The sequence below is a fragment of the Streptomyces sp. NPDC039424 genome (assembly GCF_055639495.1).
In genome coordinates this window covers 255,688-268,554 of sequence record NZ_JBVKAI010000009.1, presented here as the reverse complement: position 1 = coordinate 268,554, position 12,867 = coordinate 255,688, and the positions used below count along the sequence as shown (strand labels likewise).

Genomic DNA, 12,867 nt, shown 5'->3' with positions numbered 1-12,867 from the left:
GAGGTGTTGACCGGTCACAGGGGTGCCGCATACGTTGCGGCGATGGAGTAAGCGCTTGCTGTACCTGTCTGCGCGCGCCCGCCGTACCCGGAGGAGTGCTGATCACGCCCATGCCCCGCCCCACACCCCCGCTCACCGGCCGGCGTATCCGGGCCGCCGTCGTCGGCGCCGGCGCCATCGGGCGCGGTTCGCACCTGCCCGCACTGGCGCGGCTCGCCGAGGAGGGCGAGACGGAGGTCGTCGCCGCCGTCGACGTCGACGCGGACGCCGTCGAGGCCATGCGCGCCGAGGCCGGCATCCCGCACGCCTACACCGACCTGGACCGGATGCTGGAGGAACAGCGGCCCGACCTGGTCTCCATCTGCACCCCGCCGACACTGCACCGCGAGCAGACCGTGGCCGCGCTGCGCGCCGGGGCCTGGGTGTGGTGCGAGAAGCCGCCGGTGCCCACGCTCGCCGACTTCGACGCGATCGAGGCCGAGGAGGGCGCCGACGGCGGCCCGTACGCGGCGATCGTCTTCCAGCACCGCTTCGGCTCCGGCGCCCGGCACGTGCGCGGGCTGCTCGCCGAGCGGGCGATGGGGCGCCCGCTGGTGGCGCACTGCCAGACCACCTGGTACCGGGACACCGCCTACTACTCCGTGCCCTGGCGGGGCCGCTGGCACACCGAGGGCGGCGGCCCCGCCATGGGGCACGGCATCCACCAGATGGACCTGCTCCTCGACCTGCTCGGCCCGTGGAGCGAGGTGCGCGCCATGGCCGGACGGCTGGTCCACGACGTGGAGACCGAGGACGTCTCGACGGCACTGGTCCGCTTCGAGAGCGGAGCGCTGGCGACGGTCGTGAACAGCGTCCTCAGTCCGGACGAGGTCAGCCGCATCCGCGTCGACTGCGAGCGCGCCACCGTCGAGCTCACCCACCTCTACGGCCACGGCAACGCCGACTGGCGCATCACCGCGGCCCCCGGCGTACCGGCGGATCAGGCGGCGGCCTGGCAGGACTTCGGTCCCGACGTGCCCAGCTCGCACCTGGAGCAGCTGCGGGAGCTGGTCGCGAGCATGCGTACCGGGCAGCGGCCGCGCAGCAGCGGGGCGGACGGGCGCAACAGCCTGGAGCTGATCACCGCGCTGTACAAGTCGGCGTTCACGGACACCACGGTGAAGGCCGGCGAGATCGGCCCCGGCGACCCCTTCTACACGGCGATGCACGGGAACGCGCCCGGCTGGGCACCCGTCGTGGCGGAGGAGGTGTCCGCATGACCGGACTGCGTGTCGTCCACGCCCACGGTGACCGGGTCACGATCACCGAGCCCGTCACCGGCGTCGAACTCCTCGCCTACGTCTACCGGCCCGAGGCCGCGTGGGAGGCCCCGAAGCCGTACCTCCATCCGCTGAGGACCCTGGCGGGGGAGGTGGTCACCGACTACCGGCCCAACGACCACCGCTGGCACAAGGGCCTGTCGTTGACCGCCTCGCACCTGTCGGGTGCCAACCTGTGGGGCGGCAACTCGTACGTCCACGGCGAGGGCTATCTCGAACTCCCGGAGCGGGTCGGCTCGATGGCGCACGTCGCCTTCGACGAGGTCGCCGCGCACGACGACCGGGTCGTGATCGCGCAACGGCTGACCTGGCACCCGTACAGCGGTGAACTGTGGGCCGAGGAGGAGCGCCGGATCGAGGTGCACGACGTCGACCCCGAGTCGCGCTCCTGGGCGCTGACCTGGACCAGCGCCGTCACCAACCGGCGGGACGAGCCGCTGCGCTTCGGCAGTCCGACCACGGCGGGGCGGGAGATGGCGGGCTACACCGGCCTGTTCTGGCGCGGTCCGCGGGCCTTCCGGGACGGCCGGATCACCGGTCCCGACGCCGAGGGCCCCGGCCTGATGGGGGAGCAGGCCCCCTGGCTGGCCTTCTCCGGTGAGCACGACGGCGTCGACGGCCACGCGACCCTGGTGTTCGCGCACGCCCCCGAGAACGACCACTCCGGTGCCGGCGGCGCCCACCCCGCCCACTGGTTCGTGCGCAACGAGCCGTTCGCCGCCGTCGCCCCCTCCTGGGCCTTCTTCGACGAGCTGGAACTGGCCCCCGGCGACACCCTGCGCCGCCGCTACCGGGTCGTCGTGGCGGACCGGACCTGGGAGCGGGAGGAGATCGCCAAGTACCTGGAGGCGCACCCATGGTGAACGCCGGGGAGTTCACGGGCCTGCCGGGCGGCGTCGCCGTCTCCCGGCTGTGCGTCTACGACTGGCCCGCCGCCGACGGCGTCCGCGGCGGAACCCCCCATCTGCACCTGGCCTGTTCGGAGGCGTACGTGGTCACCGGCGGGCGGGGCGCGGTGCAGACGCTCACGACGTCCGGGTACGAGGTCACGCCCCTCGCGCCCGGCACGGTTGCCTGGTTCACGCCGGGCACCGTGCACCGGCTGGTCAACGAGGACGACCTGCGCATCACCGTCCTGATGCAGAACAGCGGGCTGCCCGAGGCGGGCGACGCGGTGCTCACGCTGCCCCCGGAGTACCTGACCGATCCGGAGACCTACGCCGCCGCGACCGCCGTTCCGGCCGACGCGCCGCAGGAGGAGCGGGAGCGGATCGCCCGCGCCCGGCGCGACCTCGCGCTGGCGGGGTACCGGGCGCTGCGCGAGGCCGCCGGCCCCGAGGCGCTGGCCGCCTTCCACCGGGCCGCCGCCGCGCTCGTACGGCCCCGGATCGCCGAGTGGCGCGAGCGCTGGCGGCGCGGTGCGCGGGCCGCCGCCGCGGCGACGGGGGAGCAGCTCGACCAGCTGGAGGGCGGGGACGTGTCCCACCTGGCCGGTGCCGCCGTACGGGCCGAACAGCCCTCGGAGTACGGCAGGTTCGGGATGTGCGGGCGGCTCGACGTGTACCCGGGGCCCGCCTGACGGCAGCAGGTTCTGGCTAGGCCGCCGTCGGTCCCGACACCGTCCAGCCCTCGGCCTGGGGGTGGGCCGTCAGGTCCTCGTGGTGCACCGCTTCGCCGCAGGCCCGGCAGGTGACGACCGGGACCAGTTCGTTGCCGCAGATGTGCTCGACCACCATGGGGCGGTCGTCGTTCTTGCGCAGATGGCGGTCGCCCCACGCCATGAGGGTCATCAGGACCGGCTCCAGTTCGAGGCCCGCCTGTGTGGGCCGGTACTCGAAGCGCTGCGGGCGCTCGCTGTAGGCGCGCTTGGCCAGGATCCCCGCGTCCACGAGCCGGCGCAGCCGGGTGGCCAGGATGTCGCGCGGGGCGCCGATGTTGCGCACCATCTGGTCGAAGCGGCCGTTGCCTAGACACACCTCGCGCAGCACGAGCAGGGAGTACTTCTCGCCGACGAGTGCCAGGGCGTCGGCGATGGAGCAGGGGCGCGGATCTTTGGGGGCGGCCATGCGCCCAGTCTAGGTGAGGGTTTGATTTTCCAACCTGCGGCGTTATGGTGAGTTTGGATTTCCTACTCGCCAGTAGCCGCGGAGGCCCGCACATGCGTGACGCAGTCATCGTCGAAGCCGTACGCACCCCGATCGGAAAGGGCAAGCCGAACGGCGCCCTCGCGCACGTCCACCCCGTCGAGCTCCTCGCCCACACCCTGCGCACCCTCGTCGAGCGCTCCGGTGTCGACCCGGCCCTGATCGACGACGTCATCGGCGGCACCGTCGACCAGGTCGGCGAGCAGGCCATGAACACCACCCGCTACGCCGCCCTGTCGGCGGGCCTGCCCGAGACCGTCCCGGCGACCACGGTGGACCGCCAGTGCGGCTCCTCCCAGCAGGCCGTGCACTTCGCCGCCCAGGGCGTCATGGCGGGCGCCTACGACCTCGTCGTCGCCTGTGGCGTGGAGTCGATGAGCCGGGTGCCGATGTGGTCGAACGTGCCGCCCGGCAAGGACCCCTTCGGCCCCGGAGTCGCCGAGCGCTATCCCGAGGGCCTCGTCCCGCAGGGCATCAGCGCCGAACTCATCGCCGCCAAGTGGTCCATCACGCGCGAACAGATGGACGCCTTCGCGGTCTCCTCGCACACGAAGGCCGCCGCGGCCTGGGACAAGGGCCTCTTCGACGCCGAGGTCGCGCCCCTGGACGGCGTCTCCCGCGACGAGTGCGTACGGCCCGGCAGCACCCCCGAGACCCTCGCGGGACTCAAGCCCGCCTACCACGACCCCGGATTCGCCGAACGCTTCCCGCAGATCGAGTGGAACGTCACGGCGGGCAACGCCAGCCCGATCAACGACGGCGCCTCGGCGGTGCTGATCACCTCCGACGAGACCGCGCAGCGGCTCGGGCTGCGCCCGCTGGCCCGGCTGCACAGCTTCGCCGTCACCGGGTCCGACCCGCTGCTGATGCTCACCGGCGTCATCCCGGCCACCGAGAAGGTGCTGCGCAGGGCCCACCTCACGCTCGGCGACATCGACCTGTTCGAGGTCAACGAGGCCTTCTCCAGCGTGGTCCTGGCCTGGCAGCAGGAGACCGGCGCCGACCTCGCCAAGGTCAACGTGCACGGCGGCGCGATCGCCCTCGGCCACCCGCTGGGCGCGAGCGGCACCCGCCTCACCACGACCCTCGTCCACGCGATGCGCGAACGCGGCGCCCGCTACGCCCTGCAGACGATGTGCGAGGCGGGCGGACTCGCCAACGCGATGATCCTGGAAGCCGTCTGACGGGTCACCCGGCGCGCAGGTGGTGGCGCTTGCGCCAGGCCACCACCGTGCCCACCAGGGCCGGTGCGGCGATGCAGGCCATCGCCACCAGGAAGGCGGGTGACGTAGGCGACGAGGCGCGGGCCCCGGCGACGGCGTACGCGGCGGTGTTCGGGACCGAGCCGAGCGCCGTCGCCAGCAGGAACGGCAGCCAGCCCATGCGGGAGACGGCGGCGCAGTAGTTCGCCGCCCAGAACGGCACGCCCGGGAAGAGCCGCGCCACCATCATCGACCGGAAGCCGTGCCTGCTGAGCTGTCCGTCGGCCGCCTTCAGCCAGCGCCCGCGCAGCAGCGGACGCAGGGCGTCCTGACCGAGCAGCCGGCCCAGACCGAAGGCGACGCCGGCCCCGAGCACGGTGCCGGTCAGCGCCGTCCCGAGGCCCAACTGGGAGCCGAACAGGGCGCCCGCCGCCAGGTTCAGCAGCGGCCGGGGCACGAAGGCCACCGTGCACAGTCCGTACGCCGCGGCGAACACCGCCGCCGCGCCGGCCCCGCCGAGCTGCGGCGGCCAGCCGTGCGTGATCAGCCGCTGCGGCTCGAACAGCAGCACACTCGTCGCGGCGACCGCGAGCAGCACCAGGAGCAGCGACAGCCGCGACCACGGCGACAGCAGCGCGCGCGTGCAGCGGGCGGCGAATCCACCCGGTGCGGCGGGCAGGACGGACGGGACGGTGGCAAGGGGCGGGACGGTCGCGGCCGCGGGGACGGCGAGCGCGAGCTCCGTGGCGGCGGCCCGGGGAGAGGCCGTGGCGGTGCCCCCAGAGCGGTTGGTGGCATCGAGCATCCGGTGACAGTAACCGACGAAGGTGTGTGATCGGCGTATGGATCCTGTCCGTCGCCGGTGAGCGAACCACGAAAAACCATTCGACGTGGGACAACACGTCGGCAATGATCTGCGTCATGTTCCGGCACGCCTTCCCTCTCGCAGCATCCGCCGTCGCGGATGCCCCGAAGGCTGCCGTTCCGATCCTCCTGGCCGCTGTCGACGGCGCCCGAAGCTGACCCTCTCCGGATTGTCCGGCGGACCCCGCAGGGGGAGGGTCGGCCGGTCCTCGGGGTCCCCATCTCTCCTACGCAGAGGCTTCGAGGTACTCAGCCATGCCCAAGACGGCGTATGTGCGCACCAAACCGCACCTGAACATCGGCACGATGGGCCACGTCGACCACGGCAAGACCACCCTGACCGCCGCCATCACCAAGGTCCTCGCCGAGCGCGGCACCGGCACGTTCGTGCCCTTCGACCGCATCGACCGCGCCCCGGAGGAGGCCGCGCGCGGCATCACCATCAACATCGCGCACGTCGAGTACGAGACCGACACCCGGCACTACGCGCATGTGGACATGCCGGGCCATGCCGACTACGTCAAGAACATGGTCACCGGCGCCGCCCAGCTCGACGGCGCGATCCTCGTCGTCTCCGCGCTCGACGGGATCATGCCGCAGACCGCCGAACACGTACTGCTCGCCCGGCAGGTGGGCGTGGACCACATCGTCGTCGCCCTCAACAAGGCCGACGCGGGCGACGAGGAGCTCACCGACCTGGTCGAGCTGGAGGTCCGCGACCTGCTCACGACGCACGGCTACGGCGGCGACGCCGCCCCCGTCGTACGGGTCTCCGGTCTCAGGGCGCTGGAGGGCGACCCCCGCTGGACGGCCTCCGTCGAGGCGCTGCTCGACGCGGTGGACACCTACGTGCCCATGCCGGAGCGGTACCTGGACGCGCCGTTCCTGCTGCCGGTGGAGAACGTGCTCACCATCACCGGGCGGGGGACCGTCGTCACGGGTGCGGTGGAGCGGGGCACCATCCGGGTCGGCGACCGGGTCGAGGTGCTCGGCGCCTCCGTGGAGACCGTGGTGACCGGGCTGGAGACGTTCGGCAAGCCGATGGACGAGGCCCAGGCCGGGGACAACGTGGCGCTGCTGCTGCGCGGGGTGCCGAGGGACGCCGTCCGGCGCGGGCATGTGGTGGCCGCGCCGGGGAGCGTCCTGCCCCGGCGCCGGTTCTCGGCGCGGGTGTACGTGCTGTCGGCGCGCGAGGGCGGGCGGACGACGCCCGTCTCGACCGGGTACCGGCCGCAGTTCTACATCCGCACGGCGGACGTGGTCGGGGACGTCGACCTCGGGGAGGTGGCGGTGGCGCGGCCCGGGGACACGGTGACCATGACCGTGGAGCTGGGGCGTGAGGTGCCGTTGGAGCCGGGGCTCGGTTTCGCCGTCCGTGAGGGTGGCCGGACCGTCGGGGCGGGCACCGTGACCGCCGTCGAGTAGGCACAATGGGAAGGTGAGTGAAGCCATACCCGTCTCCCGCGTCGTCGATCACGGCACGGCCAAGCTGATGCCGGACGTCGACCGGGAGCGGGCGTGGCTGCTCACGGTCGACGGGGCGCCCCAGTCGTACGTCGACCTGGACGCGCCGACGCATCTGGAGTTCGAGTACGCGCGGCGGCTCGGGTACGTCCTGGACGCCGTCGCCGAGTCGGGGCGTCCGCTGGACGTCCTGCACCTCGGCGGCGGCGCGCTCACCCTGCCCCGGTACCTCGCGGCGACCCGGCCGGGCTCCCGGCAGGACGTCGTGGAGGCCGACCGGGGGCTGCTGGAGCTGGTCGCCGAGCACCTGCCGCTGCCGGACGGCGCGGGCATCACGCTGCACACCGCCGACGCCCGGGCCTGGCTGGAGGCCGCCCCGGACGGCTCGGCGGACGTGCTGATCGCCGACGTCTTCGGCGGATCCCGGGTCCCCGCGCATCTCACCTCGCTCGCCTACGCCCGCGAGGCCGCCCGCGTCCTGCGTGCCGACGGGGTCTATCTGGCCAACCTCGCCGACGCCGCGCCGTTCGCCTTCCTGCGCTCCCAACTCGCCACCTTCGCGGCCGTCTTCGAGGAGCTGGCGCTGATCGCCGAGCCGGGGGTGCTGCGCGGCCGCCGGTTCGGCAACGCCGTGCTCGTGGCGGCGCACCACACCCTCGACACGGCCACCCTGGCACGGCGCACCGCCTCCGACGCCTTCCCGGCCCGGGTGGAACACGGCACGGCGCTGCGGGAGTTCACCGGCGCCGCCGCCCCGGTGCGGGACGAGGACGCCGTACCGTCGCCCGCCCCGCCCGACGGGGCGTTCGGCATCGGCTGAACGGTCACATCGGCTGAACGGTCAGCTCGCCGTCGGTTCGCCGTGCAGCCGTACCGTGCTGAGGATCTTCATGATGGTCGCGGTGTCGAGCTCCTCGTCCACGCCCTTCGCGCCGAGGATGTCGAACGACACGAGGTCACCGGCGGAGTTCTTGAAGCCGAAGGTGAGCGCCTTGCCGTCGCTGGCGCACTTGCCCTTGCGCGGGGTGTTCGTCGAACGCGCCCAGACGTAGGCGCCCTCGATGCCCGAGGCGGTCTTGTAGGGCGTGGCCTTCTTGTCGAACGTGATGCTCTTCTTGTCCGGCTGGGTGTAACCGCCGTACACCCACCAGGGCGCTTCCCTGATCGCCGCGTCGGCCGGGCTCTTGGCGCCGCTCGCGCCCTTGGTGCCCGCCACGGCCAGCGGGGTGTCCGACGTCCGGCCGTCCTTGTCGTCGTCGGACGTGCACCACTTCGTCTTGTACTGGGCCGTCGACGTCATCGTGACCAGCGGCTCGCCGTCGGACGACTTCTCGTCGGGGTAGCTGAAGATGGTGCCGGGCGCTTCGACCTGCCAGTCCGCCGGGACGTCGAAGGCCGTGCCCCACTTGGTGTTGACCACGACCTTCCAGCCCGCGACGGTCGGCTTCTCGGTCTCGTCGCCGCGCGGGTTGTCGTCGGAGGCCGAGGAGGTGACGGTCGGCGACTTGCTCGCCTTGCCGTGCGACCCGCCCGCGTCGTCGTCCGAGCCGCCGCCCAGGACCAGGAACCCGGTCACTCCGGCCGCGACGACGACGGCCGTGGCCGCCACGATCGCGACCAGCTTCGTCCGGTTCCCGCCCCCTCCCGGCGGCGGCTGCGGTGCGCCCGCGGGTGCCGGCGCGCCCCACTGCGGCTGCTGCGCATAGGGGTTGGGCTGCTGATAGCCGGCCTGCTGGTACGGATTCGGCTGCTGGTAACCCGGCTGCTGGTACGGGTTGTTCTGCGGGTTCTGCTCGCCCCCGGGCGGCTGCTGTCCTGGCCACATGGCGAGTAACCCTAATGGGTGTCGTACAGCCGTACCGTGCTCAGGATCTTGCGGACCGTCGCGTCCGGGACCTCGTCGCCGACCCCCTTGGCGCCCACGAACGACCAGGACAGCAGGGCGCCGTCCGACTCGTCCTCGAAGGCGAAGGTCGTCGCCTTGCCGTCCGAGTCGCACTTGCCCTTCTTCGCCACCCCCGACGACCGCGAGGTGACGAGGCTTCCGGTGATGCCGGACGCGGTGGTGTACGAGGTCACCGGACCGGTCGTGACCTTCTCGCGGTCGGGCTGGGCGTACCAGCCGTAGACCCAGTTCGCCGAGTCCGTACGGGCGATCTGCTCGGTGCTCTCGGCGTCCGGGTTGCCGCGCGTGCCCGCGTTGGCCAGGGAGGTGTAGTCGGTGGTGCCGTCCTTGTCCTCGTCGGTCCCGCACCACTTCTCCTTCAGGACCGCGGGTGCCTTCATGGCGACCAGCGCCTTGTCCTTGGGGTCGGCGTCGTCCGTGACGTACGTGATCCAGTCCTTGGACCTCGGTGCCCAGTCGGACGGCACGTCGAAGGCGATGCCCACGTCGGGGTTGACCACGACCTTCCAGCCGGCGACGGTCGGCTTCTGGTCGCCGCCCGCGCGCGGGTTGTCCGCGGCGCCGGAGGCGGACGGCGAGGCGGCTGCCGGGGAAGGGGAAGCGGTGGGGCCGGGGGCGGCCCCGTCGTCCGTGCCGCCGCCCAGGACCAGGAAGCCGGTCACCCCGGCCGCGACGACGACGGCCGCCGCCGCGAGGACCGCGACCAGCTTGGTACGGCCACCACCGCCGGGCCGCGGTGCGGACGGTACGGCGGTGGGCGCGTCCCAGGGCGCGGGAGCCGCGGGCGGCTGTCCGGCGTAGGGGTTGGGCTGGTGGTAGCCGGGCTGCTGGTACGGGTTGGGCTGCTGCGGACTCGTACCGCCCCCTGGCTGCTGCTCCCCTGGCCACATGCGGCGAAACGATACAGCGATCATCGTGCCGGGCTCTGGCCAGGATCGGCTACTCGTGAGTAACATTGCGGCCATGAGCGCAGACCAGATGTCGATCGGCGAGCTGCTCGCCGCCACGGTGCCGATGGTCCGGACCCTGAACCTCGAGTACCTCGAGACCACTCCGGAGCGGGCGGTGCTGTCCCTGCCCGACCAGAGCGAGTACCGCAACCACGTCGGCGGGCCGCACGCCGGAGCGATGTTCACCCTCGGCGAGTCCGCCAGCGGTGCCATCGTGCTCGCCGCCTTCGGCGACCAGCTCTCGCGTGCCGTGCCGCTTCCGGTCACCGCGGAGATCGCGTTCAAGAAGATCGCCCTCGGCCCGGTCAAGGCCACCGCCACCCTCGGCCGTCCGGCCGCGGAGGTCGTCGCCGAACTCGACGAGGGCAAGCGTCCCGAGTTCCCGGTGACCGTCGCCATCCAGCGGGAGGACGGCGCGGTCACGACGGAGATGACGGTGGTGTGGACCCTGCGGCCCAACAGCTGACACCGGGTGCGTGTCGGGCCCCGGCCGGGTGCGGCCGGGGCCTCGGCGTGCGCGGGGCCGCAGGCGGTGAGCCCCGCCGTCGGCGTACCGCCCCCGAGCCGCTCCGCGCTCAGGCGGCCCGCCGTCCCTCCTCCCGGTCCGCCACCGTGTCGCCCTCCAGCCCCGCCACGAACTCCTTCAGCCAGGACCGGAATTCAGGGCCGAGGTCCGGGCGGTCACAGGCCAGCCGGACCACCGTGCGGAGATAGTCCGCCTTGTCGCCGGTGTCGTAGCGCAGTCCGTCGAAGACGACTCCGTGCACCGTGCCGCCCGCGGCGAGTTCCTGGAGGGCGTCGGTCAGCTGGATCTCGCCGCCGCGGCCGGGCGCGGTGCGCTCCAGGGTGCCGAAGACGGCCGGGTCGAGGACGTAGCGCCCGATGACCGCGTAGTGGCTCGGGGCGTTCTCCCGGGACGGCTTCTCCACCAGGCCGGTGACGCGTACGACGTCGTCCTCGCCGGTGGTCTCCACGGCCGCGCAGCCGTAGAGGTGGATCTGCGCGGGGTCGACCTTCATCAGGGCGACCACGCTGCCGGCGTACCGGTCGCGGACGTCCAGCATGCGGCTGAGCAGGGTCTCGCGCGGGTCGATCAGGTCGTCGCCGAGGAGCACGGCGAAGGGCTGGTCGCCGACGTGCTGGCGGGCGCACAGGACGGCGTGGCCGAGGCCGAGCGGGTCGCCCTGGCGGATGTGGTGGATGTCGGCCAGGCGCGCGGGGTCGCGCACCGCGTCGAGCCGCACGGTGTCACCCTTCGCGGCGAGCGCCTGCTCCAGTTCGTAGGCCTGGTCGAAATGGTCCTCGATGGCGCGCTTGTGACGGCCGGTGACCATGAGGATGTCGTCGAGACCGGCCGCGGCGGCCTCCTCGACGACGTACTGGATGGCCGGCTTGTCGACGACCGGCAGCATCTCCTTCGGCGTCGCCTTCGTCGCGGGCAGGAACCGGGTGCCGAGACCGGCCGCCGGGACGACGGCCTTGCGCACGGCGCGGGGGGACGCGGGGCTGGATGCGGAGTGGGGGGCGATCATGCGGCCCATGCTGGGGCACGGGCCTGAGAGAGCGCCGAGAGTGACATGGGAGAACCCTGTGTGGCTGAGCGACGGTGTGTCATTCGGCTTTTACCGGGCAGGAGTTGACGGTACCCGGCCGCCGGTTTCGAAAACGGGTGCGGATACCGGCGGTAACTCTTATGAATTCCCCTCACCCTGAACGTACGTCACTCGAACTTCTTGTTTCCTGTGAGGCGCGTGTGCGAAGGTGAGCGTCCCGCGGGAGGGGTAAGGCCGCGCCCACGGAGGAAGGCCGAACCTCTATAGGTACGCACCAATCAGGCACTGCTTTCCGACAGGGCGCGCATTCCCCGTGCCGCCCTGCGGCCTGGAAGGAAAAGGTCCAGTGCAAGACCCCTGCCCCCCACGCCCGCCGTACCCGCCCCGCCCCGGATCCGCCCCGGTGGAATCCGACCGCGATCTCGTCGCCCGGCTGGGCGCCACCGGCGACGAGAAGCACCACGCGGTCGCCATGCTGCTGGGCCGCCACTGGCGGGCGACCTGCGACTACGCGGTCGTCTGCCTCGCGTCCGCATCCGGTTCGGCACAGGTGGTGGCCACCTCGGCCTTCCATCAGGTGCTCGGCCGGCTCGCGGCCGGCGCGGCCGGCGGCGCGCTGCGCCCGCAGCTCCTCGTGGCGGTGCGGGAGACGGTCAGGGCGTGGGCGGCCGATGACGCGATTCCCATCGTGCTGCCGGAACTGCGCAAGCCCACCGGTGGTCGCGGTCTACGCGCGGCGATGCCCGGAACTCCGGAAAGGCGGCAACTCGCCGAGCGCGCTTTCCGGGGCCTCCCCGGAGCCTCCCAATGCCTTCTGTGGCACACGGAGGTCGAGGCCGAACCCATAAACATACCCGCCGGTCTGCTGGGGGTGGACACCGCCACCGCGACGGTCGCTCTGGAACGGGCCCGCGAGCAATTCCGGGCGGGTTGCGTACGCGCCCACCGCGAACTCGCGCCCACCAGGGAATGCCGCTTCTACAACCGTCTGCTCGAAGTCCCCATTCGCCGGAGCGGCATCCTGCTGCCCGATGTGCAGCGGCATCTGGTGGAGTGCCGGTACTGCCGGCACGCCGCGGAACAGCTCAGCCATTTCGAGGGCGGACTGGACGTGCTGCTCGCCGAAACCGTGCTCGGCTGGGGTGCCCGCCGCTATCTCGACTCGCGCCCGGGACGCGGACCCGCCCAGGAGCCGCCGCGGCCCACGGAGGCCTCGCCCCCGACGGCGGACGGACGTCACCGCACCGCCTCCGACAGCAGGCGCCGCCGCAAGGCGCTGGCGATCGGCGTCGGACTCGTCGCCCTCGTGCTGGTCGTGACCGTCCTCGCGGGCCGGGGCTGGTCCGATGACAACGGTGTCCCCGGCCCCCACGCAACCTGGGGCGCCACCGGCGGCCGGACCGTCGGGTCCCCCTGCGGCTAACTGCGCGGCGGTCGTTGCTATTTCCATGATTTACGATAATTA

Annotated in this window: 12 protein-coding genes and 1 pseudogene; 8 read left to right on the top strand and 5 right to left on the bottom strand. The window is 72.5% G+C overall.

The features are described from left to right. Positions 1 to 110 precede the first annotated feature (110 nt). The 3 genes from ACZ7L0_RS23835 to ACZ7L0_RS23825 are packed head-to-tail and all read left to right on the top strand — an operon-like array spanning position 111 to position 2,898. Positions 111 to 1,259: a Gfo/Idh/MocA family protein gene (locus ACZ7L0_RS23835; protein ID WP_471244542.1), complete on the top strand. Its 1,149-nt coding sequence runs from the start codon at positions 111 to 113 to the stop codon at positions 1,257 to 1,259. Next, positions 1,256 to 2,182 carry a DUF6807 domain-containing protein gene (locus ACZ7L0_RS23830; protein WP_471244541.1) on the top strand — a complete coding sequence of 309 codons (927 nt, stop codon included), beginning with the start codon at positions 1,256 to 1,258 and terminating at the stop codon, positions 2,180 to 2,182. Before ACZ7L0_RS23835 ends, ACZ7L0_RS23830 begins: the two co-directional genes overlap by 4 nt. Beyond that, positions 2,176 to 2,898, top strand: a complete 723-nt coding sequence (locus tag ACZ7L0_RS23825) for a cupin domain-containing protein (protein WP_471244540.1) — start codon at positions 2,176 to 2,178, stop codon at positions 2,896 to 2,898. Before ACZ7L0_RS23830 ends, ACZ7L0_RS23825 begins: the two co-directional genes overlap by 7 nt. 16 nt (positions 2,899 to 2,914) lie before the next feature. Here the strand turns inward: ACZ7L0_RS23825 and ACZ7L0_RS23820 are convergent, their stop codons facing one another. Beyond that, positions 2,915 to 3,385, bottom strand: coding sequence for a winged helix-turn-helix transcriptional regulator (locus ACZ7L0_RS23820; RefSeq protein ID WP_471244539.1), 471 nt, complete (start codon positions 3,383 to 3,385; stop codon positions 2,915 to 2,917). Positions 3,386 to 3,477: 92 nt separating this feature from the next. Here ACZ7L0_RS23820 and ACZ7L0_RS23815 point away from each other — a divergent pair, with 92 nt between their 5' ends. Then, the gene (locus tag ACZ7L0_RS23815; RefSeq protein ID WP_471244538.1) at positions 3,478 to 4,647 is read left to right on the top strand and encodes a thiolase family protein; all 1,170 of its coding nucleotides are present in this window, start codon (positions 3,478 to 3,480) and stop codon (positions 4,645 to 4,647) included. A 4-nt stretch (positions 4,648 to 4,651) separates the two neighbouring features. Here the strand turns inward: ACZ7L0_RS23815 and ACZ7L0_RS23810 are convergent, their stop codons facing one another. Next, positions 4,652 to 5,470, bottom strand: coding sequence for a TVP38/TMEM64 family protein (locus ACZ7L0_RS23810; RefSeq protein WP_471244537.1), 819 nt, complete (start codon positions 5,468 to 5,470; stop codon positions 4,652 to 4,654). Between the two features lie 314 nt (positions 5,471 to 5,784). Between ACZ7L0_RS23810 and tuf the strand changes: the two genes are divergently transcribed. Beyond that, positions 5,785 to 6,954, top strand: a complete 1,170-nt coding sequence (tuf, locus tag ACZ7L0_RS23805; protein WP_471244536.1) for an elongation factor Tu — start codon at positions 5,785 to 5,787, stop codon at positions 6,952 to 6,954. A gap of 13 nt (positions 6,955 to 6,967) precedes the next feature. Further along, positions 6,968 to 7,813, top strand: coding sequence for a spermidine synthase (locus ACZ7L0_RS23800; RefSeq protein ID WP_471244535.1), 846 nt, complete (start codon positions 6,968 to 6,970; stop codon positions 7,811 to 7,813). A 21-nt stretch (positions 7,814 to 7,834) separates the two neighbouring features. Here the strand turns inward: ACZ7L0_RS23800 and ACZ7L0_RS23795 are convergent, their stop codons facing one another. Both ACZ7L0_RS23795 and ACZ7L0_RS23790 read right to left on the bottom strand, forming a co-directional pair. After that, on the bottom strand, positions 7,835 to 8,818 hold the full coding sequence (locus ACZ7L0_RS23795) for a DUF8017 domain-containing protein (RefSeq protein WP_471244534.1): 984 nt from the start codon (positions 8,816 to 8,818) through the stop codon (positions 7,835 to 7,837). 11 nt (positions 8,819 to 8,829) lie between these two features. Next, positions 8,830 to 9,789, bottom strand: a complete 960-nt coding sequence (locus ACZ7L0_RS23790) for a DUF8017 domain-containing protein (RefSeq protein WP_471244533.1) — start codon at positions 9,787 to 9,789, stop codon at positions 8,830 to 8,832. 88 nt (positions 9,790 to 9,877) lie between these two features. Here ACZ7L0_RS23790 and ACZ7L0_RS23785 point away from each other — a divergent pair, with 88 nt between their 5' ends. Continuing rightward, on the top strand, positions 9,878 to 10,315 hold the full coding sequence (locus ACZ7L0_RS23785) for a DUF4442 domain-containing protein (protein ID WP_471244605.1): 438 nt from the start codon (positions 9,878 to 9,880) through the stop codon (positions 10,313 to 10,315). A 109-nt stretch (positions 10,316 to 10,424) separates the two neighbouring features. On the opposite strand, the gene galU is transcribed toward ACZ7L0_RS23785, so the two are convergent. Next, positions 10,425 to 11,381 carry a UTP--glucose-1-phosphate uridylyltransferase GalU gene (gene galU / locus ACZ7L0_RS23780; RefSeq protein ID WP_471244532.1) on the bottom strand — a complete coding sequence of 319 codons (957 nt, stop codon included), beginning with the start codon at positions 11,379 to 11,381 and terminating at the stop codon, positions 10,425 to 10,427. A gap of 367 nt (positions 11,382 to 11,748) precedes the next feature. On the opposite strand from galU, the pseudogene ACZ7L0_RS23775 reads away from it, so the two are divergent. Then, positions 11,749 to 12,807 (top strand): annotated as a pseudogene (locus ACZ7L0_RS23775) (RICIN domain-containing protein); the annotation flags it as partial. Positions 12,808 to 12,867: the final 60 nt, after the last annotated feature.

Coding starts and splice junctions, on each gene's coding strand:
- ACZ7L0_RS23835 (WP_471244542.1), top strand. CDS start 111: ATGCCCCGCCCCACACCCCCGCTCACCGGCCGGCGTATCCGGGCCGCC.
- ACZ7L0_RS23830 (WP_471244541.1), top strand. CDS start 1,256: ATGACCGGACTGCGTGTCGTCCACGCCCACGGTGACCGGGTCACGATC.
- ACZ7L0_RS23825 (WP_471244540.1), top strand. CDS start 2,176: ATGGTGAACGCCGGGGAGTTCACGGGCCTGCCGGGCGGCGTCGCCGTC.
- ACZ7L0_RS23820 (WP_471244539.1), bottom strand. CDS start 3,385: ATGGCCGCCCCCAAAGATCCGCGCCCCTGCTCCATCGCCGACGCCCTG.
- ACZ7L0_RS23815 (WP_471244538.1), top strand. CDS start 3,478: ATGCGTGACGCAGTCATCGTCGAAGCCGTACGCACCCCGATCGGAAAG.
- ACZ7L0_RS23810 (WP_471244537.1), bottom strand. CDS start 5,470: ATGCTCGATGCCACCAACCGCTCTGGGGGCACCGCCACGGCCTCTCCC.
- tuf (WP_471244536.1), top strand. CDS start 5,785: ATGCCCAAGACGGCGTATGTGCGCACCAAACCGCACCTGAACATCGGC.
- ACZ7L0_RS23795 (WP_471244534.1), bottom strand. CDS start 8,818: ATGTGGCCAGGACAGCAGCCGCCCGGGGGCGAGCAGAACCCGCAGAAC.
- ACZ7L0_RS23790 (WP_471244533.1), bottom strand. CDS start 9,789: ATGTGGCCAGGGGAGCAGCAGCCAGGGGGCGGTACGAGTCCGCAGCAG.
- ACZ7L0_RS23785 (WP_471244605.1), top strand. CDS start 9,878: ATGTCGATCGGCGAGCTGCTCGCCGCCACGGTGCCGATGGTCCGGACC.
- galU (WP_471244532.1), bottom strand. CDS start 11,381: ATGATCGCCCCCCACTCCGCATCCAGCCCCGCGTCCCCCCGCGCCGTG.